General features: G+C 52.4%; 15 protein-coding genes and 1 rRNA gene. 8 read left to right on the top strand and 8 right to left on the bottom strand.

Features of this window, described 5'->3' with window-relative positions:
- Nucleotides 1-266 precede the first annotated feature (266 nt).
- Nucleotides 267-1769 (top strand): glycerol kinase GlpK, encoded by a 1503-nt coding sequence (glpK, locus tag AABA21_RS06905; protein WP_338248247.1) that lies wholly within the window; start codon nt 267-269, stop codon nt 1767-1769.
- An 86-nt stretch (nt 1770-1855) separates the two neighbouring features.
- Here the strand turns inward: glpK and AABA21_RS06900 are convergent, their stop codons facing one another.
- From AABA21_RS06900 to AABA21_RS06890, 3 genes are all read right to left on the bottom strand, one after another.
- Nucleotides 1856-2152 (bottom strand): GlsB/YeaQ/YmgE family stress response membrane protein, encoded by a 297-nt coding sequence (locus AABA21_RS06900; RefSeq protein ID WP_338248246.1) that lies wholly within the window; start codon nt 2150-2152, stop codon nt 1856-1858.
- A 270-nt stretch (nt 2153-2422) separates the two neighbouring features.
- On the bottom strand, nt 2423-3022 hold the full coding sequence (locus AABA21_RS06895) for a hypothetical protein (protein WP_338248245.1): 600 nt from the start codon (nt 3020-3022) through the stop codon (nt 2423-2425).
- 177 nt (nt 3023-3199) lie between these two features.
- Nucleotides 3200-4060 carry a GNAT family N-acetyltransferase gene (locus tag AABA21_RS06890; protein ID WP_338248244.1) on the bottom strand — a complete coding sequence of 287 codons (861 nt, stop codon included), beginning with the start codon at nt 4058-4060 and terminating at the stop codon, nt 3200-3202.
- A 312-nt stretch (nt 4061-4372) separates the two neighbouring features.
- Here AABA21_RS06890 and AABA21_RS06885 point away from each other — a divergent pair, with 312 nt between their 5' ends.
- The gene (locus tag AABA21_RS06885; RefSeq protein ID WP_338248243.1) at nt 4373-5512 is read left to right on the top strand and encodes a mandelate racemase/muconate lactonizing enzyme family protein; all 1140 of its coding nucleotides are present in this window, start codon (nt 4373-4375) and stop codon (nt 5510-5512) included.
- Nucleotides 5513-5579: 67 nt separating this feature from the next.
- On the opposite strand, the gene cysS is transcribed toward AABA21_RS06885, so the two are convergent.
- Together cysS and AABA21_RS06875 are read right to left on the bottom strand one after the other, a co-directional pair.
- Nucleotides 5580-7985: a cysteine--tRNA ligase gene (gene cysS, locus AABA21_RS06880; protein ID WP_338248242.1), complete on the bottom strand. Its 2406-nt coding sequence runs from the start codon at nt 7983-7985 to the stop codon at nt 5580-5582.
- Nucleotides 7986-8196: 211 nt separating this feature from the next.
- Nucleotides 8197-9969, bottom strand: coding sequence for a cation:proton antiporter (locus AABA21_RS06875; protein ID WP_338248241.1), 1773 nt, complete (start codon nt 9967-9969; stop codon nt 8197-8199).
- A gap of 400 nt (nt 9970-10369) precedes the next feature.
- Between AABA21_RS06875 and AABA21_RS06870 the strand changes: the two genes are divergently transcribed.
- The 3 genes from AABA21_RS06870 (at nt 10370) to AABA21_RS06860 (ending at nt 15703) form a co-directional block, all read left to right on the top strand.
- A complete protein-coding gene (locus AABA21_RS06870) occupies nt 10370-11707 on the top strand; it encodes an MFS transporter (RefSeq protein ID WP_338248240.1) in 1338 nt (445 codons plus the stop codon).
- Between the two features lie 191 nt (nt 11708-11898).
- Nucleotides 11899-13983, top strand: a complete 2085-nt coding sequence (locus tag AABA21_RS06865; RefSeq protein WP_338248239.1) for a S9 family peptidase — start codon at nt 11899-11901, stop codon at nt 13981-13983.
- Nucleotides 13984-14536: 553 nt separating this feature from the next.
- On the top strand, nt 14537-15703 hold the full coding sequence (locus tag AABA21_RS06860) for a substrate-binding domain-containing protein (RefSeq protein WP_338248238.1): 1167 nt from the start codon (nt 14537-14539) through the stop codon (nt 15701-15703).
- Between the two features lie 171 nt (nt 15704-15874).
- Here AABA21_RS06860 and AABA21_RS06855 read toward each other — a convergent pair whose 3' ends face one another.
- On the bottom strand, nt 15875-16966 hold the full coding sequence (locus AABA21_RS06855; RefSeq protein WP_338248237.1) for a beta propeller repeat protein: 1092 nt from the start codon (nt 16964-16966) through the stop codon (nt 15875-15877).
- 172 nt (nt 16967-17138) lie between these two features.
- Entirely contained in the window at nt 17139-17999 is an 861-nt protein-coding gene (locus AABA21_RS06850; RefSeq protein WP_338248236.1) for a class I SAM-dependent methyltransferase, read from the bottom strand.
- Between the two features lie 313 nt (nt 18000-18312).
- On the opposite strand from AABA21_RS06850, the gene AABA21_RS06845 reads away from it, so the two are divergent.
- Together AABA21_RS06845 and AABA21_RS06840 are read left to right on the top strand one after the other, a co-directional pair.
- Entirely contained in the window at nt 18313-19419 is a 1107-nt protein-coding gene (locus AABA21_RS06845) for a Gfo/Idh/MocA family protein (protein ID WP_338248235.1), read from the top strand.
- Nucleotides 19420-19737: 318 nt separating this feature from the next.
- Complete coding sequence (locus AABA21_RS06840) at nt 19738-21453, top strand: hypothetical protein (RefSeq protein ID WP_338248234.1); 1716 nt, start codon at nt 19738-19740, stop codon at nt 21451-21453.
- Between the two features lie 111 nt (nt 21454-21564).
- On the opposite strand, the gene AABA21_RS06835 is transcribed toward AABA21_RS06840, so the two are convergent.
- A complete protein-coding gene (locus AABA21_RS06835) occupies nt 21565-21846 on the bottom strand; it encodes a hypothetical protein (RefSeq protein WP_338248233.1) in 282 nt (93 codons plus the stop codon).
- Nucleotides 21847-22809: 963 nt separating this feature from the next.
- On the opposite strand from AABA21_RS06835, the gene AABA21_RS06830 reads away from it, so the two are divergent.
- Nucleotides 22810-24292, top strand: a 16S ribosomal RNA gene (locus tag AABA21_RS06830).
- Nucleotides 24293-24395 lie beyond the last annotated feature (103 nt).

Raw genomic sequence — 24395 nt, 5'->3', positions numbered from 1 at the left:
AAACCGGGTGGCCGCGCCAGCGGCCGCCCATGTAGGATGCTTCGCGTAGCTAAGGAAGCTTTTCAGGGCATATAATGTACAAATGCGTTTCCTTCTCTATCTGGTATACACTGATCAATGCTAGCATAGAGATTGATAGTAGATCTTACCTACTTTTATCAATTAAGTGGAAGTACAGTTATTTTATTAGGTAAGCGGAGACACCGCTGCCTGCGCTTATTGCTACGTTGTTGTTGAGAGAGATGTTCTTGAGAAAGAAGGGTTAGATGGCAAAGTACATTTTAGCATTGGATCAAGGCACAACCAGTTCGCGCGCGATTATTTTCGACCATGATGGAGCCATTGTAGGCGTGGCGCAGCAGGAATTTCCCCAGATCTATCCCGCTCCTGGATTGGTAGAGCACGATCCTGAGGCTATCTGGTCCAGTCAGCTGGCAGTTGCTCAGGAGGTGATGAAGAAAGTTGGCGCCTCCGCGGCCGATATCGCGGCTTTAGGTATTACCAACCAGCGTGAGACCGCTCTGGTATGGGAGAAAGCTACGGGGAAGCCAGTCTTTAATGCTATTGTATGGCAGAGCCGCCTGACCGCCCCGATTTGCGATGAGCTTACAGCCAAAGGCTTCGACAAAGAGATCCGAGAACGCACGGGCCTGGTGACCGATGCTTATTTTTCTGGCACCAAAGTGAAGTGGATTCTCGACAATGTTGAGGGCGCGCGCGACAAGGCTGAGCGTGGCGAGCTGCTCTTTGGAACCGTTGATACCTTCTTACAGTGGCGACTCTCCAAAGGTCGCATTCATGTCACCGACTATACCAACGCATCGCGCACCCTGATGTTTAACATTCATACCGGCGAATGGGATGATGTGTTGCTCAAGGAGCTTGGCGTGCCACGTTCCATGTTGCCGACCGTCATGCCTTCCAGTACCATCTACGGTGAGACCGATCCTGAGTTCTTTGGGGGTCCGATCAAAATGGCCGGTATCGCCGGTGACCAGCAGGCGGCAACCTTTGGGCAGGCCTGTTATGAAGTTGGCATGGCCAAGAACACCTACGGCACCGGTAGCTTTATGTTAATGAACACCGGTTCCAGAGATGTTCCATCGAAGAACGGTTTGCTGACAACCATCGCCTGGGGCCTGGGAGACCCCAGGCACGCGGATATCACCTATGCCCTGGAAGGTAGTATCTTTGTAACCGGTGCGGCGGTCCAATGGCTGCGTGATGGCTTGCGGGCTATCCAGAGTAGTGTTGAGGTCGAGGCCCTGGCCGCGACGGAAGAAGATAATGGTGGTGTATATCTGGTACCGGCTTTCGTGGGTCTGGGGGCTCCCCACTGGGATCCCTATGCCCGTGGCACCATTGTGGGCCTGACACGTGGCTCAACTATCGGGCACGTCGCGCGCGCCACGCTGGAATCGATGTGCTATCAGACCCGTGATGTACTCGAAGCCATGATCGCTGATAGCGGTACCCATCTCAAGACCCTGCGTGTAGATGGTGGGGCCGTCGCCAACAACCTGCTCATGCAATTTCAGGCTGACATCCTGGGCGTGCCGGTGCAGCGTCCCCAGGTCGCCGAGACTACCGCCTTAGGGGCGGCCTACCTGGCGGGTCTGGCCGTTGGCTTCTGGGGTAGTATGCAGGAGGTTTCCAAATACTGGGCCGTCGATCGCACCTTCGAGCCAAAGATGAGCCAGGATCAGCGTGACCACAACTACAACAACTGGAAGCGCGCCGTTGAACGCTCCCTGCGCTGGGAAAAATAGGAGGAGAACTACCAAAAGCGGAGAGCTACGGGACTTGCAGTCCCGTAGCTCTCCGCTTTTGGTAGTTCTGAATATTGCAGCGTAAGTTATACGCGGCGGGCGCCACCACTAACGGCACGCAGAATAGCGATGAAGACACAGGCGCCGATGAACGCGATGATGATCGTACCGATCAAGCCACTGCTACCCAGGCCAATCAAGCTAGCCAGGAAACCGCCAACCAGGGCGCCAACCAGACCAACGATGATGTCGCCGACGATACCATAACCACCGCCGCGCATGACCAGGCCAGCCAGGGCACCAGCGATCAGACCAACCACCAGCCACCAGATAATACCAGTAGCATCAATAGCGCCAAGAGCAAGAGTTGTAGCAGCAAACATATGTTGTTTCTCCTTTTTCTTCACTTATGAGAATAGCATTCGGTTATTAAAAGATTATTCAATCTGGAGAAGCTTTTATTTGTTTCTCCGTTCTGAGTATTATACGGATACGTAAATGGAAAGGGATACATATTTTTGCAGCATCGCGGGAATTTTAATCATTTCCTAAAATGAGCTTTAAGATTTCTAATCTTGTTGAGATAGTAACTGATAAACATCTTTATACCCGGGATGGCATGCCTTTATCCCAGGCGAGAAATGGTGTGTGCGCTACTGAGTAAACTGAAAGGAGCGCAACATAGGCAGGAAGTATGTATTGGTATACTGATCGAAAGCAGCGGGATCACCATCGGCGTGCAGCACGAAATAGGGGATACGCTGCGGGTTGACCGTATTCCTCGTCACCCAGCCAATTTTTTCGATCGGCTTGCCCGTTACTGGATCAGTGGTCAAGGCCTTCCCCTGTTGCCAGACGATGCCGTTAACCGTAATCGTAGGAGCAATTGGCTGCAGGCGGCTATGGATATCACCGGTCATAAACTGATTCAGGATCGTTGCGGCCGAGCTTTGATCCTGGCTGGGGTAGACATGGAAGATATAGCTCCCCGTAGGGTCCGTGAAAAAGTCGCCTGTATAATTGCCGATATTGGGATTGGTACCGAACTGCCAGCCATCGGGATAGTTAATCGTATAGCCATCCCCGCTATGCGGACTAAAACCGTCGGTAGCCTTGATAGCGTGGTTCAGGCTGGCAGATAGGTGCCTCGGAAAATGGTGGACGACTGTTGAGGGACCACAGGCGACCAGATTAGTTGCCAGGGTGCATACACACAACGAAGAAAGGGCGAAATAATGTCCCAGCTTTTTCATAGCCTCTGAACTCCAATGCGCTAGCCTGACAACTACCATATATGGGCACCTATTGATGATGTCCGACAACCTGACGTCATACCTATTTACTATCGTCACATACGGCTACGAGCGAAAGTATTACCCTGGGGCTATCATATTATACTTGCATGATGCAACCTGTTCGGTAGGGAACGCCTATCCAAGCGCGAAGGCGGTCTGTCCATATATATTTCGCAGATCGCGTTCCACGGCCCTTCCCCTTCGCATATGGCTGAGCGTACGTTGGAGCTTAAAACCATAGCGCTCCAATAATTGGATCGCATCCTGATTGGTGATCGAGGATACATTTACTGATATAGCATTCCCTATAAATGGCAGTTTCAGCGCCGCCGCCAGCAGATGTTCCGCATCCTCCATAGTACGCGCGACCCAGGGGCCGATACTCCTCTCCTGAGCGAACAGATAGCCATTGACCCGGTCGGCTTTATCCCATACAGCGAATGCGCGCTGAGGATATTGGCCAAGCATCGCTTCAAGTACATGGATGCGTGACGCGCCAAAGTAGGGAGTATCAAATGCCGCCAGGGCGGGCAGGTCATTGGCGCTAATGGCTGTCACAGCATCGTTGGCCTGGGAGGGCAGAATCATCTTATCAATGTCCAGGCGTCGCCAATGCTGGCTTCTGTCGATCTCCACAAAATCGAAAGACTTATAGAGATAGGAGCCGGCAGGCGTCGCATCGAGTAGGATCGCGGGACACTGCCTATCTATGGCCCACCTCAGTAGATGGCTCACCAGTTGTTTGCCTATCCCTTTGCCCTGGGCCGCCGGTAAGACCGACATCATGCCCAGGTAGGCAAAGGGACCGTAATCGACCAATCCACCCAATCCCACCGGTTCGTTGTCCTGCAAAGCCAGCATCCACCCATCAGGCTGCAGGCGCAGGTATGTCTGGAGTGCGCTCTTCCTGCTATTGGGAATGTTATAGGCGGCCATCTGCACTGCGTCTGCCGCATCCAGGTCTGAGTCATATAGTGTGCGTATGGTTACGGTCATGGTATCTGAGAATCCTCCCGAGAAGTAGATCTTCTAGCAAGCTGAAGTATCGTTACAGCGAGTATAGATAGGTTGAGTGAGGTGAGGCAACAGCCAATCCAGTACACCTTTAACAACCATTTAGTGATACATCAGCCCGGACTATGCATTGCTTGCCAGGCGGTGATATGGTGCAGGTGGCGCCTGTTTCTGATCATGGCTCATAATAGAAGGTAGGAAATGAACGACGGCCTGATATGGTAAGCTGTGGTTGTAACTATATGGCATTACAGGCAGCACAGATACTGTTTTGAAGTCTGGGAGGGCATTCACATGGAAAATCCACGCATCGCAGCGATTGAATGGGGTTCATTGGAGGGAGAACGTCCCAGGATGGTCGGGAATAATGCACGTCTGGGAGCTCATGGGAGCCGTGTGCGTGTACCATTAGTTCGTCTGACCACTGAAGATGGGGCTCGTGGCTTTGGCCTGTGCCATGCTGACGAAGAGCAGGCCGCGGCCTTGCTGGGCCGCCGGGTGAACGATGTGTTTGATGCCCGACACGGGACCGCCATCGCATGGCAGGCCTTTGACTATGCGCTTTGGGACCTGGTGGGGCAGCGCCAACGGCAACCGGTGTATGCCCTGGCCGCCGCTGTCACGGGCGCCAGGGTGAATGAACCACTGCGTGTTCTCTGTTATGATACCTCGCTGTATATGGATGATCTGCAGATTGCCGATGATAGCGAGGCGGCACAATTGATCGCCCGTGAGGCACGCGAGGGATATGAACGCGGGCACCGCGCCTTTAAGATCAAGATCGGACGCGGAGCGCGGCATATGCCCCTGGAGCAGGGTACCCGGCGTGACATCGCCGTCATACACGCGGTGCGGAAGGAGATCGGGCCGGACCTGCCAATCATGATCGATGCCAATAACGGCTACAACTTGAATATTCTCAAACGTGTTTTGCAGGAAACGGCGCAAGACACCATTTTCTGGATCGAAGAACCCTTCCACGAAGACGCCATTTTATATGAGGATCTGCGTGAATGGCTGGAGGACCGGCAACTCCCGGTTTTGATCAGCGACGGTGAAGGGGCCGCCGATCCCCACCTGCTGGAATGGGCGCGCATCGGACTGGTCGACGTGATCCAGTATGATCTCTTCAGCCATGGCTTTACCTCCTGGCTCGCCACCGGTAGCCAGCTTGATCGCTGGGGCGCGCGTGTCGCCCCCCATCACTATGGTACCCATTACGGCAACTATGTCGGAGCCCACCTGGCGGGAGCCATTCAAAACTTTCTCTATCTCGAATGGGACGAGGCTACCACGCCCGGCCTGAGTGCCCCCGGTTATAGCCTCCAGGAAGGGAAGGTCCACGTGCCCGCCACGCCCGGTTTTGGTCTGGTTCTGGACGAAGAGATCTTCAGCAAAGCCAGGGAGGAGTCCGGCTTCACCCTGCGCCTGTAGCCTACGAATTCACGGTTGTTTGGGCCGCCCGCCGCGCGAGGTGGTCCAGACGAGGAGCATGTACCCATTATTTATACGTGTGATAATGGGGATGCTCGTGGTCGTGGTCGGGCCAGTGCTGGTGTTTGTGGCTATGCATTGTGCCCGGGGCCGGAAGTTCCTCAGCGGAATGGGTATGGTCTCCTTCCAGGTGATAGGGATGATCGTGGCCGAACCAGCGCTGCTCTGGCTGATAGTTCGCGGTCAGCAGGCTCTGACCATGGTGCCAGCGCGTACGAAAGATATCGTAGTTCTTCTTACTTTTCGTGCGCTGCTCCTCCTCGTTGAGGCTGTACCACTCACGATGGGGATGCTTGATGATCTGCTCCTGTAATTGCAGGATCGTCACGACCTGGTAGCCGGAGGTCTTAAACATAAAGCTATAATAGACATCGGCCAGGCGATAGAAGCGAAACTTCTCATTGAACCAGCCGACCTCGTGTAGCAGAGAGCGGCGGAACGCCATCAGGTAGCCCTCAATCGCATCTACGGCGGGTCCCGCAGCCTTCTCGAACTCGCGCAGGTCCGTGGTTACCAGACCATAGGGTCCGGCCAGCCCCACCTGTGGATCGTCCAGCGTATGGCGCAGCAGCGGCCAGATCGCTGCTTTAAGTTCAATCGAGGTGTCTAGCAGAACGATATACTTGCCACGGCTGGCCCGCAGCGTCACGTTTCTTCCGGCGCCGAAGCCCATATTATGATCGACAAAAAGCACCGTGATGGTCACTGATTGATCTTTGCGGTCGATTAGAGCCTGCTGGCGGGTCAGGTGCTGGAGATAGGCCAGCGTATCATCGGTCGAGCCATTCTCGATGATCACGATCTCAATCTTCTGATCACTGGCATGCTGACAGATACTCTGAATGCAGCGCTCCAGGTCCGCCCGATTGTTGTGGGCTATCAGGTTGATAGAAAAATCGTAGAGATCCGGTTGCAGGCTCTCGTCGGGCACATCGCGTGAACTGGAGAGAACGTGGAACTCATCCTCCAGACGGCGCGGCAGGACCTGCGTACCCGTCCGTGTATCGCGCAGCGCATAGCCCGCCTGATTAACCTCCTGTCGCAACTGGTCGGCACGGGCGTACTCTCTCTGCTGGCGTAACTGGTCGCGCTGTAGCACCGTCGCCTTCACGTTGTTGGCCAGCAGCGAAAGCGAGAAAGCCGGATCGCGCTCCTGTCGTGGCGCCTCGCTAAATAGATAGGTATAGAGATCAAAGCCCAGGATGCGATCAAAATCCAGCAGCAGGCTCAACCTGGTTGTGGGATCATCCTCAGTGGAGCGCAGCAGACGCCAGATGATCGACATTGCGCGCGGCAGATTCAAATCATTCTCAATCGCCTGCAGGAACTCATCATCCCAATGCGTATGAGCGGGACGCTGGTGATCGCTCAACAGAGCCTGGTCGGCCTGCAAGAACAGGTGATAGGCCAGGGTGCGCAGACGTGTCAGCGTGGTCTGAGACGCCTGCAGCGCGCGGAACGTAAAGTTCAGGCGGCTGCGATAGCTCGCGGTCGTATAGAACATGCGCAGGGCCAGTGGATCAAATCCCCGCTGCTCAATCTCGGTGCGGATATAGGCATTGCCGGTCGACTTGGCCATCTTCTGACCATCGGCCAGCAGGTGCTGGGCGTGAATCCAATAATTGACAAAGGGACCGCCGGAGTAGCCTTCGCTCTGCGCGATCTCATCTTCATGATGGGGAAAAATATTATCCACGCCGCCGGTATGGATATCGAAGTGCTCGCCCAGATATTTCATCGACATCGCGCTACACTCGATATGCCAGCCGGGAAAACCGCGTCCCCATGGACTCTCCCAGGCCATCTCGCGTCCCGCTTCGGCCAGTTTCCAGAGCGCGAAATCCTCTTGATGGTGGCGATGAGGATCGATGGCTTCGCTATTGGCCGCCACCATATTCTCCACCTCGTTGCCCGAGAGCTTGCCATAATCCCTGAACTTCTGCGTATCGTAGTAAACGTTGCCTCCCGCCTCATAGGCCAGTCCTTTTTCCAGCAGGCGCTGAACAATGGCGATCATCTCCGGCACATGCTGGGTGGCGCGTGGAAAAACATGGGCGGGCAGGATATGCAGGCTGGCTTCATCCTCAAGGAACGATTGGGTATAGAATTGAGCGATCTGGGCCGAGGTTTTCCCTTCCTTACGGGCTTGCGCAATGATCTTGTCCTCGCCCCGGTCCAGCATCTCCTGGCGCATGTGGCCGACATCCGTGATATTTTTCACGTGCAGTACCTGGTAGCCACGGTACTCAAAGGCGCGGCGTAGCCAATCGGCCATAGTAAAGGTACGCAGATTGCCGATATGGATATTGCGATAGACAGTGGGGCCGCAAGAATACATTTTGACGATGCCAGGTTCCAGGGTGACTATCTCTTCAACTCGCCTGGTCAGAGTATTGTAGATTTTCATAACCATCTATCGTTTGTCCTTTACATTGCAGAATGGGCTACTATGTGGAGGCTGATGATATGAAAGAAGATGCAATACTTCATCTTATGCTTGTGATTTGATTATTGTCAAGGCGCATACTCAACCGATCATAGCCCTTTTATCACATAAGAGAAGCCATGATCGGCAAATGGGTAGCTTACCCAACAATTGCGTAGAGGTTATGAGCGTACGGCAATTACGCCTTACTTGTTCGCCGTGCCGCTATCTGTTCAAGCGCCTGTTGTTCCTCGGGAGTCAATCTGGCAGTATCGTAGAGATCGTTACGCACGCAATCTGTATACTCATCGATCTGCTCGCGAGGAAAATCCAGGGCCGATAAGGTTCGGCTGACAATTTCCAGGCCGCCCTCCAATTCTGGTTGAATGACGGCCGTGGCGCCACGAACCACCAGCTGATGCAACCCCGCCTGTGTCGTCGCACGCACAATAATTGGCACATCAGGTGAGATACGACGGATATTCATAATCGCGATCTCGGCCGCCGTCTCATCAGGAATCGTTATGACTACGGCTTGTGCTTTATCTACCCGAGCATGGGCCAGAATGTCAGAATTAGCCACGTCACCATAGAGGGTCGGAATCTGCTTTTGATTTAGCTTGTTGATGCGCTGCACGTTAAGGTCCACCACCAGGCGCGGCACCTGCAACTGCCCCAATACATTAATGATGTGCTCACCCACACGCCCAAAGCCAACGATCACCACGTGATCATGATAGGTGGCACTATCGGCCGCTTGCTGTTCTGGCTGCTGCTGCATGCGTGCCAGGAGGGTAGGAAATCTGTGCAGCGCTTTCTCGGTCGCGGGCAACGTTCGGAAGACAAAGGGATTCACAATAATCGACGCAATCGCCGCGGCCAGGAGGATCGAATACTGCTCCTCGGCCAGCAAGCCTACCGCCACGCCGGTTTCTCCCAGAATGAAGGCGAACTCGCCGATCTGGCCACGTCCCGCCGCCAGAACCAGCGTCGTGCGCTCCGGCCACTTCAGGACAATACCCATCAGCATGGTCAGGATGTACTTGCCCGCGATAACAATAACCGCCAGGATGGCAATCTCGGGTAAATGTCCGATCAGCTGGACAGGGTTGACCAGCATGCCGATTGACACAAAGAAGAGCACCGTAAAGGTTTCGCGGAACGGTAGAATCTCGCTCTCGACCTGCTGGCTCAGGGTTGTTTCATTGATGACCGCTCCGGCCAAGAAGGCGCCCAGCGCCAGCGAGACTCCAAAGAAGGCTGAAGCCGCGATCGCCGTTCCCAACGCCACCAGCACGATCGCCACAATAAATATCTCTCGTGAAGCGGTTAGCGAGATGCGACGGAGCAGGACAGGAATCAAACGCGTACCCGCAATCAACATAATCGCGGCAAAGGCGGCCGCCTTCAGCAAGGCTATTCCAATCGTCTGCCAGATCGGTCCAGAACTATGGGATGAGAGGGTAGGTACGAGTACCAGTATCAATACCGTAATTAAGTCTTCCAATACCAACCAGCCAATGACGGCTTTCCCATGCGAGGTATTGAGCAGTCCCTGGTCCATCAAATTGCGCAGCATGACCACGGTACTGGTCGCAATTGGGACCGCCAGGCCAACGATGAGGGCGCTGGGAAAGGACCAGCCCCATAATAGGGTCACAAGTATGACCACGGGAGCGAGAATGGCAAGCTGGAGCAGCGCACCAGGAAATGCTATGCGGCGCACCGCCCATAAATCGTGGAGGGAAAAATGCAGACCAACGCCAAACATCAAAAAGGCAATACCCATCTCAGCCAACTGCTGAATAGTATTGGTATTGCCGGTATAACCTGGTGTAAAGGGACCGATCGCCACACCCCCTAACAGATACCCAACCATCGGTGGCAGTTTTAAAAGGCGAGCAACGATACCACCGGCAAAAGCCGCAACCAAAGCAACTGTAATATTCACCAGAATTGGCAGATCATGCATTCAATCCATCCCTTCATTCTATAAGCGGCAAAGAACTATAAGTGGCGTTCCTATCGATTCAGGAATGCTGATTAGTGGTATGACTTACGTGTGGGGCCTACAAGGTGGAAGTACAAAGGCGTATCGTTTGAGTCTTGTTTTGCCATAGAGAGAAAGTGTTACTTGACAAAAGACAAATATATGAAGCTCTGTAAATATAGTATATCACATGCTGAAGGAGGTTCGTGCGTGAGTGTCCCGCACGGGTGCAGCAGCAGCAGGCCGCAGGAGGACAACATACGTCTGACCTGGCACTTCTGCTCCAATGAAATACTATTTCTTCTTACAAACGTGTAACCAATAGTAATTAATATTAGGAGGGAATCTGAATCTAACAAGGATAGAACAATGGAGGCCTATCATGCAGAATCGCGTTGGCAATATGCGCTGGTGGATGGCGATCTTACTGGGTATTGGCATCGTCATCAATTACCTTGACCGCGTCAACCTTTCGGTGACCAGTGTCAGTCTACAAAAAGAATTTCATCTCACTGATGCGCAGGTTGGATATATATTATCTTCTTTCTTAATCTCCTATGCTGTATTGCAGTTGCCGGTTGGGGCGTGGCTGGATCGCTTCGGTGTCAAATGGATGAACCGTATTGGCGTTATCATCTGGACCGTCGCCACGTTTTTAACCGCCCTGGTAAGCGGATTTGGGCTGATTCTACTGTGTCGGTTACTGTTGGGTGTTGGCGAGGCACCAGCCTTTCCTGGCTCATCTAAAGCCACCGGCTACTGGTTTCCTATCAAGGAGCGCGGACTGGCCACCTCGGCCTTTGATGCCGCAGCCAAATTCTCCTCGGTTATCGGCGCGCCATTGATCGCGTTTGTCGTCAGCGCCTATGGCTGGCAATCCGCGTTTTATCTAACGGGTGTGATTAGCCTGGTGTATGGCATCGCCTTCTGGCTGCTCTATCGTGATCCCAGCGAGGCGAAGCAATTGTCACTGGAGGAAGCCAGCTATATTAAAGAAGGTGGCGCACAAGAGGAAAGAGTCGTACCGAAAGCCAGTGGCTGGGCCACGTATTCCTACCTCTTCAGACAGAAAAAGGTGTGGGGATTAGCGCTAGGGTTTGCCGCCTATAACTATTCGTTCTATCTGTTCTTGACCTGGCTGCCCGGTTACTTGCAGAAGACGCTACACATGTCGGTCCTGAAAAGTGGCTGGTACACAATCATTCCCTGGTTTATCGCTACGTTAACCGATATCTTTATCGGTGGTGTGCTGGTCGATAGATTGATCGCGCAAGGCCACGACAACACCAAAGTAAGGCGTACCATCGTCACGATTGGCATGTTGCTGGGACTGGCCGTGATCGGGGCCGCCTTTACCACTAACGCGATTGTCGCTACCATCTGGATCAGCATCGCCCTCGGTGGACTGGCCTTCGCCGCCCCCGTTGCCTGGAGCATCCCTTCTCTGATTGCTCCCAAAGGAACGGTGGGTTCGGTCGGTGGAATTATGAATCTGCTAGGAAATCTGGCGGGTATTGCGGCACCCATCGTGGCTGGCTATATTCTGCAATACACCAAATCGTTTGCCGCCAACTTCCTGGTGGCCGGTGCCATCTTGATTCTTGGTATTCTCTGTTTCCTGTTCTTGCTTGGTCGCATCGAGCAGATGCCGGAACCCGAGAACCTGGTAGAGGTTACCGGCACAGATGTGGCCGAGAATCGCGAGAGCCGGGTACCATAGTTCAATAGTGAACAGGCTGATAGTTATCAACCGCTACGTGCCGCGTAACGGTTGGTAGCTATCAGCCTGTTTGCGTTTCTTGACAATAATTTGCTGTACATGTCCTTAATATAAGGGGTATGCATCAGGTATAAAGAAAAAGCCAGATTTTTGAATTCCATAGGTTGGTAGATAAATGAAAGGCATTTTTAATGAAGACGCCACATAAATGGACGATGGAGGATGTGTGGTCTGTAAAAAATATGGGCGAGATCGCGCTCTCGCCAGATGGTAGGCGTGTAGCCTTTGTGATGAGCGGCCAGGATAAAGAGAAAAACGACAATAGCAGCGGCATATTTCTCCTGTCATTGGATGAGCATGGCGAAGCGCTAGCGGAGCCACGGCAGCTGACCAGCGGACTCAAAAACGATAGTCACCCCGCCTGGTCCCCTGATAGCAGGCTTCTTCTCTTTAAATCCAACCGTGAGAACGGCAATCAATTATGGGCCATTGATACTGAAGGGGGAGAGGCCCGGCGGCTGACCAATCTGTTTTACGGGGTAGATGAGGCCGCCTGGTCGCCGGATGGAAAACAGATCGCTTTTACAGCCGCCACGACGCCAGATGTTGAAGACGATGTATTGCTGGGTCGCCTCTCATTGAATGAAGAGAGCAAAAAAAAGCTGGCCGGACAGCAGCGTCTGCGTCCACGTACTATCAACCGGCTCTGGTACAGGTTAGATGGGGTTGGCCTGTTTGATCGTGTCAGTCACCTGTTTGTGATGCCCGCGCCCGAAAACAGCGTCTCTGATATCGATCCAGCCAGCATACGTCGCCTGACTGCGGGTGATTACACGTACTCCCAGCCACAGTGGGCGCCCGATGGGCATGAGATCGGCGTTCTGCGCGAGTTAGACGAACAAGAGGAATTCTTTGACTCCAACCTATGGGCAATTAATGCCGAGAGCGGCGAAGCCCGTCGCCTGACAGACAGCAATCTAGCAATTTCAACGTATGCCTGGTCACCTGATGGTAAGTCAGCAGTTGTGGTTGCGGCGGAACAGAGAGCTTTCAGCAGTCTGAAGCTATCCCGTCTCTACCTGGTGACGCGACAGGGAAACGTCGGTGATCGCACCCTATGCATCAGTCCAGATTTCGCTTACGATGCTGATATTACCGTGGGGAGCACCTTCGGCGTTCCCGGACCGTATCGTCCTCAGTGGAGCAGTGATGGACAGAGCATCTATTTTCTAGCCTCAGCGTCAGGCTGCGCGCATATCTATCGATTGGGTGTTGTCTGGCGCTCAATGACACAGATGACGCAGGGAACAGAGATTATTCGCTATATTGCGTTGCTCCCGGATGAACAGAAGATATTGTATGCGAAGGAGACGAGCGAGCAGCCATGGGAACTCTATTGTCTTCCACTCTCATCTGGGGAAGGTGGAGAGGCGAGGCGTCTAACCCGGCTCTATGATCAATGGATCTCTGAGAGACGCTGGTCACCGGTTGAGCGGGTGACGTACGTGGGTGCGCAGAACGATGAGATTGAAGGATGGTTGATACGGCCTCTGGATGCCCATGCTGGAGAGCGTTATCCCATGATTGTACGCATCCATGGGGGTCCCAACGGGGCTTACGGCATCGGCAATGCCATAGACCCTTTAAGTCAGTGCCTGGCCGCGCGCGGGTATGCCGTCTTCTATTGTAATCCGCATGGAAGCACCGGCTATGGCGAGGAATTTCTGAATGGGAGCCTGGGAGACTGGGGCGGGAAAGATTTTCAGGATATCATGCTGGGCGTCGATAAGTGCATCAAGCGTGGCGGGATCGATCCTGAGCGGTTGGGTGTCATGGGAACCAGTTACGGCGGCTACATGACCATGTTTATCGTTGGTCATAGCGATCGCTTCAAGGCGGCCGTGCCCACGGCGAGCGTCTCTGACCTGTCGAGCTTTGTAGGCACATCCGACCTCGGTTTCTGGCTGACCTGGCAATCCAAAGGATATCCATGGGACCCGGAGTATCAGGATTACTATCGAGAGCGCTCGCCCCTTTCTTCGGCTGCCAATGTGACCACGCCTACGCTGATTGTGCACGGTGAGAGCGATCTGCGCTGTCCCATTGGGCAATCCGAGCAGTTCTATGTAGTGCTCAAGACGATTGGCAAGGCGCCGGTTGAATTTATGCGCCTGCCCGCCAGCTGGCATGCAGGGGCTGAAAAGCCGGGCCAATACTACCTGGCCTGGGAAAGAACGATGGAGTGGTTTGATATCCATATAGGCGCTCAGGCTTGAGCGCCTATATGGATGTATTGATCAGTGTGGGACACGTGAGCGCCCCCACACGGGCGTCCGCTGCGCGGCCGCACTTTGTTTTGTATGTTGGTGCCTGGGGGCGCATCCGCGCCCCCAGGCACCAACATACAAAGGATTTGTGAACGTGTCCGCACACGCGTCCGTACAGTTATATGTGAGTGGGTGTGATAGGGGTGCATGCGCGTCCCCAGGCACACCAACATACAAAGGATTTGTGAATGTGTCCGCGCAGTCGTATGTGAGTGGGTGCGACAGGGGCACGTCCGTACCCCTGTCGCACCCACTCACATACGACTGTGGAGTACTACTTCCTGTTTCTGTTTTAGAACAAGAACAGGGCGTGTTACCCATTTTGTCAGGTATTTTTGGTGTGAATTGCCGTTGATATAATGAGTAGGGTTTGGCCGAAGTATATATACGACATGCGGGTGTGTATATTGTAGAGCTCTTGACAGAGGAGGTCATTAAATTTATTATTGTTTTAGGACACAGCCACAGCCCGCAAGAGCTAAAGTGAAAATATGAGAGCGATATGCAGATAGAAAAACGTATTACCAATACGGACGCGATACAGATTGTAACGCCCAGGCAACTGCGTCAGTCGATGACGAAAAGAGCAAATGCCAAAGTCGAGCGCATTAGTAAAGATCTGCGCGCCCTGGCTCTGGCACAGGGTGCGGGCACCCAGTTGCCGACCATTCGGGAACTTTGTGTACGGCTGCAAACGTCCAGCGCTACCCTGACCGCCGCCTTAGATTTGCTGGAAGGTGAAAAGATTCTCTGTCGCAAAGAGCGCCAGGGTATTTTTGTCGCCGATGTCATCTATCAGCGTACCATCCACATCATCTTCAATGTTTCCAACATGACCAATGTTGGTCAATCGCCTTTCTGGTCTTTATTATGGGTTAAGCTTCTGCAGGAAGCGGAACAGAATGCAGCCTTCAAAAATGAGCAATATCGCTTTCATTTTCTCTGTCTAGCGCCCGGTGAAAACCTGCCAGATGAATATCTTGCGCTCCTCAATTCGCCGCAATCCGATGGTTGTCTTCTGATCGGTTTAAGCGCACGCATTGATGGTGTAAAGAAGCTCATAACTACTCCACATGTTGTTTTCGCGGGTGGGGGCGATATTATGGTGCAGATTGATCAGCAGGAAGCGGCGCGACTGGCGATGCAAACGTTAATGCAGCAGGGGTGTAAGAAGATAGGCTGCTGGGTCGCTGTCCCCAATGGACCCCCCACCAATTACGAGTTAATCGTGTTGGATTCTCTTAAGCAGGTAGCCGCGGACCTGCCGATGCAGTTGTATCCTGAATTTTTCCGCGTGGCTAATCTGCCGCCTACTCCTGTGCGAACAATGATCTACCAGGAGCAAGGATATCTGCTGGCGCGCGAAATATTTGCCACCTTTAACGGACACAGGCCCGATGGGCTCTACATCTCTGACGACATGCTTACTTCAGGAGCTCTGGTGGCGCTGGAGGAACTGGGTGTAGAGATTGGAAAAGACATCAAAATTGTCACGTACGCCAATGCTGGTTCGCCAATTCTGTTCGGCCGCACCAAGCAGATGGCCAGTGTCGAGGTTGATACGGCCGATATCGCACGCGCCATGTTTTCCGCTCTAGATACCGCGATCAGTAAAGGGGTTGAGCCGGGAGATACAATTGTGCCTATTCGGCCCCATTTATATCTATAAGTGGACAAAAGGTATACCTTAAGAATGAAGTTTGCGAGGCGCTCAGCGCCCCGCAAACTTCATTCTTAAAAGAAAAGGTATTTGGATAGTGGTGCATCGGGCGCGGATGCGCGCCCGATGCACCACTATCCAAATACCTTTTGAGCACCGTAGGTGCGAGTACCTTTAGTTTTAGTGCTCGGTAATGAGCAAGGCTTGCTGATGCTGGCGCTGGTAGGTTGGTGACCAGGGAATATCAATGGGCCGCCAGTTTAATCCTGTGTCGGATGAAGAGAAGAGCCCTTTGTTGGTGAGCATGTAGAATTGGCCGGTTTGATGGGGATGGTTGGCCAGTACAGGGATAACGGTATCCTGCGGCTCCGGTAATCCCTCTGTTACCTTCTGCCAGGGAGTTCCGCCCTGTTTACGATACACAAACGAGAGCGCCTCCTCCAGTGAATGGGCACGATGTGCTTCACCTGGACCAGGGGAGGCCGAGATGAGGATGGTGTCTGGATCAGCCGCATCAACTGCTATGCTCCAGAGATAGTGATGCTGCAATCCCGCATCGGGATAGCGCCAGGTAGCTCCAGCATCCAGACTTTCGTTATAGCCATGGGTATCGCGACCATGCATCCTGCCAAAGCCATCCCCGGCAGCTGAATAAAGGCGATCGGGGACGCGAGGATGCATTCTCAGGGTATGCGTGTCCAGTGGTCCACCCGGCTGACGATCCATCCAGGTCTGGCCGCCATCAACGCTACGGATGAGCGCGCCAGCTTCGATCGCCACAAAGAGGCGGCCGGCAACTAGCGGATCAGGGGTGATCCAGCGCACATGATTGGTATAGGGACGTGGTGGAAAGCTCCAGCTAGAGGCGGAAGGAAGATCGCGCAACGTCTTGAGGTCCTGCCAGCTCTCTCCTCCATCCTCAGAACGATACAGTGAAGCAGGCTCCGTGCCCACGTAGACTACGCCGTATTCTCCTGCCTTTTCGGTTGAGCTGACCGCAACGGAGGTAATCTGGGCATGGGGAATGCCATTATCGCGGTAAGAATCCATGGCTTTGCCGGGGTCACCGATGGGATGCCAGGAGTCGCCGGCGTCCAGACTCCTCCAGAGACCACGACCAAAGGTGCCGCAATAGAGCCGCTCTGGCTGAAACGGATCAGAGGCTACACTGGTGGTCTGCATACCTGTTAACCTGGCCTCGGCCTGCCATTTACCCTGTTGTTCTCTTACAACCAGTAATTCTTGTTCCATCGCCAGGTACATATGTAGCATAGCGTATCACCCTTTCTGTTACTTTACGCGCACAATGATACTGCAAGCGCTTCATTTTACACATTCGTATGCTTCAGCTTCTTCATTTCTTATTGTATTAGATGATGTCGTTCTATGCTTATTATAGTGAGTGGTGTCGACTGTTCTTTTGGACAGTCTGTTTTTTCAAAGATCAGTCCAGGGCTTTCTGGGCGCAGGTTGTAAGCCCAAACGATATAGCCACGTGTTGTGGTCTCCATACTTCTTCTACCATGGCCGCGTACGTCTCATCAAAGGTCCGTTCATCCACGATACCAGAGCGAATAAAATAGGGTTTAATGAGTGGGTAGAGCAGTTCAACATCTTTAGAGGTACTGTAATGCTGCTCAGCGCCATACGAAGAATCATTGAAGAACGACGTTTTTGTAATATTCCGAAAGCCCGCTTCGCGTAATAACTTACCAAGCATATATCCCACGCCGATACTGCGTCCGTCAACTGAGAACGAGCGTTTTTGTTTTTTCAGGGCCTGGTGGAGATAGTCATGCAACTTCTCCAGGGCTGGGCTATTCGAGGTGGCCGTCTCCATTTCTGTCAGGCGAATATAGCCGCCTGGTTTAAGGAGACGCAGGCAATCACCGAGCAATACCGGCCACGCAGTCTGGTCCATGAAGCCGGCGATGAAGCGAGCATTAATCAGATCGAAAGACGTGTCTGGAAACTCTAGAGGTTTACGAGCATCCATCACCTCGAAAGAGATGTTTTCGAGTCCCCGGCTCCGAGCCTGAGCAAATGCATAGTTTACCATAACAGGATTAATATCAATGCCGACGACACCAAGATGTCTATAGGTGTAAGCTACTTCAAGCGCCCAACCACCTGGCCCACATCCGATGTCCAGGAGATGTGTCATCGATGATACATCCAACTCTTCCGGTAGCAGTCCTCCCTGTGCCCGATTATACAAAAGATCCTGTTCAAGGAGACGAGCGGTTTCAGCTCCTTCCTCAACGTCGATTACATATGTATTTGTTTCTCTCTCCTTAGACAGCATAACTTTAGAACCTTTCTGCCTGTATCACCCTATAAATACCTACAAGCAATTTAGATTACACATTAAGATACATTCTAAAAAGCTATACTGTGCAATCATTAGATACTAACTTTTTATCATGTTATAGCAAGTTATTCAATAAATTTGTCTTCTATCAGTATAAAAGTAATAGCTGCAGAAGAATCTATGGATTTTTTAACCATGCAAGCAAGGCCAGCAAATAGGGTATGATACGAGAGAACCGTTTCAAAGGTTTGCCCACTGGCGGCAGTGATGCCGTCTAGAGACGTATTTATGAGAAAGGCGACATGTTATGCAACAGTCAGTTGTCGGTGTAGGTGTCATCGGAGTTGGGGGGATTAGTGGCTATGTGCATCTACCAGGTTTGAAGGCCTGTGAGCAGGCAAAAATTGTGGCGTTCTGCGATGTTAATGAGGCATTAGCGCAACAACGAGCGAAGGAATATGGGGTTGAGCACGTCTATACGCGCTATCAGGACCTGCTCGCCCGACCGGATATTGACGCGGTGGTGATTGCTACGCCGACGGTTATGCATGCGCCGATCGCGTTAGCGGCGATTGCGGCTGGAAAGCATCTGCTGGTTGAAAAGCAACTGGCCATGAACTACGCCGAGGCCGTGCAGATGTACGAAGCGGCCAGCAAAGCTGGTGTACAGACTATGACTGCCTTTACCTATCGTTTCGTTCCCGGAATGCGTTATCTCAAGCATCTGTTACGGCGTGGCGACATTGGCACGCCGAGACATGTACGTGTCGCACGCCTGCAAGAGTTCAAGGATACCAGTCTGGGCTGGCGACAGAAGCGAGAACTGGCGGGCTCGGGAGAGATCGGAGATATGGGAGCTCACCGGATCGATTTCTGCCTGGACCTGATTGGTCCTATTGAACGTGTCGCTGGCTTAAAGCGTACCTTTGTTCCCCAACGTATTGGAGCAGATGGCCAGCCTATCGCGGCCGATGTGGAAGATTGTGCTGTTTTTATTGCCGAGTTTGGTGGGGACCAGGGAGCCGTTGCTTCCTTCGATCTAAGTAAAGTTGCCAAAGGGCGTGGCGCTGGCGGCAAGAGTCTGGATGAATTCGAAGTGTACGGTACAGATGGAACGCTGGTGTACCACCTGCACCATCCCCACGAAATTTTAGTTGGACGTCCCGGGGGCATGCTAGAGACCGTGCGCGTACCAGATGAATTCTTGACCTATCCTGGCTCATCACGCAAACCACTTGAAGGCGAGCCCACCACCACTTTTCGCTACGATCAAGATTTCGCGTTTATACAGGCGATTTTGCAAAATAATGGTGAGGACATCCCGACTTTCTATGATGGCATGCGCTGCCAGGCCGTTATTGACGCGGTTGTAGAGGCTACTGAAAGCCGCCAATGGGTAGAGGTTATGAGATAAGTCTTACCCTCGTTTTTATGGTGTGCGTGAGCTTATGCGGACGCGCTTGTTTTTATGGCGGTGCAACAATGGTATATCCACGCCTCTGCTGCACCACCATAAAAATGACTTGTGAGCATCGTAGGTGTGAAACTCGGGCAACTGGTTGAACTGAGGCTAGAAGCTGTAATCAAGGGGGCATGACTGTTACTGATTATAAATTTTTGACGTGATAGCAATGTCACATGCGTCCCGATATCAGGCGCAATTAGTGTAAGAGCTTATTTCTGTCTGAATTTAGGGCATGGAAGCATATACTCGACACGAGGAATGCTGATCATGGCTCACAACAAGCTCGATGCTCCCGTACACAGATTGCTGCCACAGAGATCGCCGGCGTATCAAGCGGGCAACATGCCACGTTTCCTGTTGCTGACCACCCTGTTGCTTCTGCTTATCGCCGACTTCACATTTAGCAATCGTCACTTCTGGTTATACACCGTCTTTTATACCCACCTGCACGCGGTTCATCATACCGTTATTCACGGAGCGGTAGGTGAAGCGATGCCGCTCAATCAGATCAAGTCCCTCCCGCTTGCTGTGGCCTTCACTGGTCTGTTCACCATGCTATTCACCCTTTATTTCCTAGCCCTGCGTCTCCTACCACACAATATAACGCAGCGCTTTATTTTCAAGTCCACGGTAGCTCTGGGAATCGGCTATCTACTGCTGCCACTGGTCACTTCGCAGGATGTATTTTCTTATATCGCCTATGCACGCATGGCCGTATTCTATCACCTTAATCCTATGGTTGCGCCTCCTACGGCCATCCAACCGGACTTCGTCTATGGATTTCTCTACTGGGTGCATCAACCCTCGGTCTATGGCCCAACCTGGTTAGCCATTACCGCCACTTTGCAGTTACTGGCAACCGTTATTGGCTTTAAATATGTACTCTCAATGGAGATGCTCCTACGCACTTTCGGCCTATTGATGCATCTGGGTTCCACCTGGCTTGTATGGTTGTTAAGTGGACGTTTTATCAATGTAAACTCAAGTAATGACAACCCTATCTGGCAGGCGCGCAGGTTGGGAGCTACGCTGGCCTTTGCCTGGAATCCCTTCCTGTTATTAGAGGCCTGTGTTAATGCACATAACGATGCAACGATCCTCTTCTTACTGCTGCTCGCGCTCTGGTTTCTCATTCCCCGCATCGAAAATAGACAGCCACGGTTTCTGATCTCTATTGTCCTGCTGGCCTTGATCGCGGGTCTCAAAATCTCTTATATCATATTGATGCCGGGCATCCTCCTGTTTCTATTTCTGCAAGGCAGCACGACCAGAGCTGTGCGGGAGCGCATACTGAATGTGGGGTTGGCTACGCTCCTCTATGTAGGACTTATTATCGCTATTCATGTGCCTTTCTGGTCACATGGAGCTCTGCTCAGAGTTTTGGCTATGACGCCATCGGCATCGCGCAATATCAATAGTATCTATGAACTACTCGTGCATAGCTACGCGCAGATAAGAGGAATTCCACTGGCACACAGCATTGATCGTGGCTCACGGCTTGAAGTTTTATCACATATATTGAGTACAACTCTTTTCGCATTACTCTATGTGGCGATTTGCATCCGATCAATCAGGCAGCCCCGGTGTATCAACACCTGGCCCGCGCTCGTAGCATGGCTGGCCTGTACGTGGCTGCTCTATTGCGTCGTAGGCTCGCCCTGGTACTGGCCCTGGTACGCCATCATCCTCTTTGGTCTATTTGCCCTGCTGGCCATGACGCAGCAAGAACTATCCATCGGTCGTACGCCGGTACGATTCGTTTTTGGCTCACTGGACGTAACTTTACTGGCGGGACTGCTCTCGATCAGCATGGTAGGTTTATATTGTCTGTGGGTTTTTTATAATCTGTTGCCAAAGCTTCAGCCCACTTATCTGACCAGTTTATGGGTGTGGGGAATGCCATTGGTGGTTATGGTCCTTGTTCGAATACGGAGGTACGGTATAGGATATCATCGTGCCATCCGAGAAAGCTGCCATCAATAAATACGTACCATTTTTTTACTGTAGCAGGCGTCCGGGATAGGATAAATAAGGCTTTGCGCAGGACGCCTGCTATGAAAATAATATAGGTGTGGGTACCCAACCAGAGGTGGCTTATAATATAGGCGAAATAGGGGTAATAGAGGTAAGGGGAGGGACTGTAGCGATAGGCACAACTTCCAGAAGGGCGCAGCGACCACGAATTTTAATGGCCAGTTTATCTGACTGCTCTTCATTACAGATCAGGCTATAGATGCGATAGAACTGGTCGGAGTAAGACGTAAAGCTGCCAATAATGTCTTTGAAGCACTGCTCTAAATGCTCTATTTCTTTATTGGCTTTGTGGGTGTTTGATGTATCGATAGGAACGATCAACTGCATTTGATAATGTGTCATGGCGATGTTGTAACCTCACTCTATACACAAAAAAGCTGAAAAGAAACTGCGTGAGCCTCGCGTCTGTGGGGGCTATGTAGCATCTTGCTTCTCAATAGAAGAGGCACCTATGCCGGAGAATGTTGCCAAAGACTACTTTGCTGCCTGGCACTTATCAACAAATGGCTGACTGTTTTTCGTTGATCGTTCAACGTAGGTAGGGTTTAACTATAACTCTGTTCCTTAGATAGTGCCTGTTTGGAATCCACCCGGGCCGCATTCCCACTATCTGGTTGTCAATATAGAATAACACGTCTTTCGTTTTTATTCAAGATGTAGACATAAGAGTTTTTACTTTCCTGGTCAGGCATTTGAATATCTAACTTTTTGGTCCGAAAGTGCTTGACAACTGCTATTCATTGTGGCATAATCATCGAGCTGTCAAAAAAGAAACAATCACCCGCCTCGATGAGCGTGGGTGCTCCTGTTCTCGCATCGCAGTTGTGCTACGGTAAAGTAGCTCCTCCGGGATCACCATTCCCCTCTGAAAAACACACCACGCGGGATGACTGCGTCCGTGAGCCTTTCAGGCCGTTTTTCGCGGCGGTTCCGATCGGAACCGGGGCGCGCAACGAGATTTCGGAGCCGCTGAAAAAGTGGTCCTAAAACCGCTTGACAAAGCACAACGGATATGCGATACTACAGCACACGAGACAAGCGAACGAAAAAACATTCATCGCCTGTCCGATCGCAAAACCTCGGTTTTGCGTTTCAGTACCTTGACAACTGAAGAGTGGAAAGCAGAACAGCAACTGGAACAACAACACACATAAGAACCAGTTCCTGTCAATTCGGAGGCTTGATGGCAACATCAAGTATCCATAATAATCTGCGAAACAAGCCAATGTTAATGTAACTTGGCCATGATCGCAACTTACCATGCTTTTTCACATATCTTGCAGAGATATGTGTCTATAAAAACATTGGATGGCGAGTTTGATCCTGGCTCAGGATAAACGCTGGCGGCGTGCCTAACACATGCAAGTCGAACGCCCTGTGCAAACAGGGAGTGGCGGACGGGTGAGGAACACGTGGGTCATCTACCCTGGGGTGAGGAATACCGGCGAGAAATCGCCGACAATACCGCATATGCTCTTTCGCGAGAGCAAAGCCGGAAACGGCGCCCGAGGATGAGCCTGCGCTCGATTAGTTGGTTGGTGGGGTAATGGCCTACCAAGACTGCGATCGATAGCTGGTCTGAGAGGACGATCAGCCACACTGGGATTGAGAACGGCCCAGACTCCTACGGGGGGCAGCAGTGAGGAATTTTCGTCAATGGGGGCAACCCTGAACGAGCAACGCCGCGTGCAGGATGACGGTTTTCGGATCGTAAACTGCTTTTCTCTGGGACGAGAACGGACGGTACCAGAGGAATCAGCCCCGGCTAACTACGTGCCAGCAGCCGCGGTAATACGTAGGGGGCGAGCGTTGTCCGGAGTTACTGGGCGTAAAGCGCACGCAGGCGGTCAGATTAGTCTGTAGTGACAGTCGTCGGCTCAACTGACGAAGTACTATGGAAACTGTCTGACTTGAGGGCTTCAGAGGGACACGGAATTCCGGGTGGAGTGGTGAAATGCGTAGATATCCGGAGGAACACCAAAGGCGAAGGCAGTGTCCTGGGAAGTACCTGACGCTCAGGTGCGAAAGCTAGGGGAGCGAACAGGATTAGATACCCTGGTAGTCCTAGCCGTAAACGATGACCACTAGACGTTGGGGGTATCGACCCCTTCAGTGTCGCAGTTAACACAATAAGTGGTCCGCCTGGGGAGTACGGTCGCAAGATTAAAACTCAAAGGAATTGACGGGGACCCGCACAAGCAGCGGAGCGTGTGGTTTAATTCGATGCAACGCGAAGAACCTTACCAAGGCTTGACATGAACTTGCACCAGCCGTAACGGGCTGTCCCTTCGGGGCGGGTTCACAGGTGCTGCATGGCTGTCGTCAGCTCGTGTCGTGAGATGTTGGGTTAAGTCCCGCAACGAGCGCAACCCCTGTCGTTAGTTGGATATTTCTAGCGAAACTGCCGTTATAAGACGGAGGAAGGCGGGGATGACGTCAAGTCAGCACGGCCCTTACGCTTTGGGCGACACACACGCTACAATGGTCAGGACAAAGAGTTGCCAACCCGCGAGGGGGAGCTAATCTCGTCAAACCTGGCCTCAGTTCAGATTGGAGGCTGCAACCCGCCTCCATGAAGTTGGAGTTGCTAGTAACCGTAGGTCAGCACACTACGGTGAATACGTTCCCGGGTCTTGTACACACCGCCCGTCACACCACGAAAGTTGGCAACACTTGAAGCCGCTGGGCTAACCCTTCGGGGAGGCAAGCGTCGAGGGTGGGGTCAGTGATTGGGGTGAAGTCGTAACAAGGTAGCCGTACCGGAAGGTGCGGCTGGATCACCTCCTTTCTAGGGAGCTTGAGCACGCGTCTGGAGAGACTTCAGACAACAAAGCGTGTTCCACTTCCAGGTCGACCAGGAGCCTGGTCTGATGTCTGTTGCCAGAAGCGAC

It is taken from the genome of Dictyobacter halimunensis (assembly GCF_036245075.1).
This window is presented reverse-complemented; position numbering and strand designations above follow the sequence as displayed.

Coding starts and splice junctions, on each gene's coding strand:
- AABA21_RS06900 (WP_338248246.1), bottom strand. CDS start 2,152: ATGTTTGCTGCTACAACTCTTGCTCTTGGCGCTATTGATGCTACTGGT.
- AABA21_RS06885 (WP_338248243.1), top strand. CDS start 4,373: ATGGAAAATCCACGCATCGCAGCGATTGAATGGGGTTCATTGGAGGGA.
- AABA21_RS06870 (WP_338248240.1), top strand. CDS start 10,370: ATGCAGAATCGCGTTGGCAATATGCGCTGGTGGATGGCGATCTTACTG.
- AABA21_RS06850 (WP_338248236.1), bottom strand. CDS start 17,999: ATGCTGTCTAAGGAGAGAGAAACAAATACATATGTAATCGACGTTGAG.
- AABA21_RS06845 (WP_338248235.1), top strand. CDS start 18,313: ATGCAACAGTCAGTTGTCGGTGTAGGTGTCATCGGAGTTGGGGGGATT.
- AABA21_RS06840 (WP_338248234.1), top strand. CDS start 19,738: ATGGCTCACAACAAGCTCGATGCTCCCGTACACAGATTGCTGCCACAG.
- AABA21_RS06890 (WP_338248244.1), bottom strand. CDS start 4,060: ATGACCGTAACCATACGCACACTATATGACTCAGACCTGGATGCGGCA.
- cysS (WP_338248242.1), bottom strand. CDS start 7,985: ATGGTTATGAAAATCTACAATACTCTGACCAGGCGAGTTGAAGAGATA.
- AABA21_RS06860 (WP_338248238.1), top strand. CDS start 14,537: ATGCAGATAGAAAAACGTATTACCAATACGGACGCGATACAGATTGTA.
- AABA21_RS06865 (WP_338248239.1), top strand. CDS start 11,899: ATGAAGACGCCACATAAATGGACGATGGAGGATGTGTGGTCTGTAAAA.
- AABA21_RS06835 (WP_338248233.1), bottom strand. CDS start 21,846: ATGACACATTATCAAATGCAGTTGATCGTTCCTATCGATACATCAAAC.
- AABA21_RS06895 (WP_338248245.1), bottom strand. CDS start 3,022: ATGAAAAAGCTGGGACATTATTTCGCCCTTTCTTCGTTGTGTGTATGC.
- AABA21_RS06855 (WP_338248237.1), bottom strand. CDS start 16,966: ATGCTACATATGTACCTGGCGATGGAACAAGAATTACTGGTTGTAAGA.
- AABA21_RS06875 (WP_338248241.1), bottom strand. CDS start 9,969: ATGCATGATCTGCCAATTCTGGTGAATATTACAGTTGCTTTGGTTGCG.
- glpK (WP_338248247.1), top strand. CDS start 267: ATGGCAAAGTACATTTTAGCATTGGATCAAGGCACAACCAGTTCGCGC.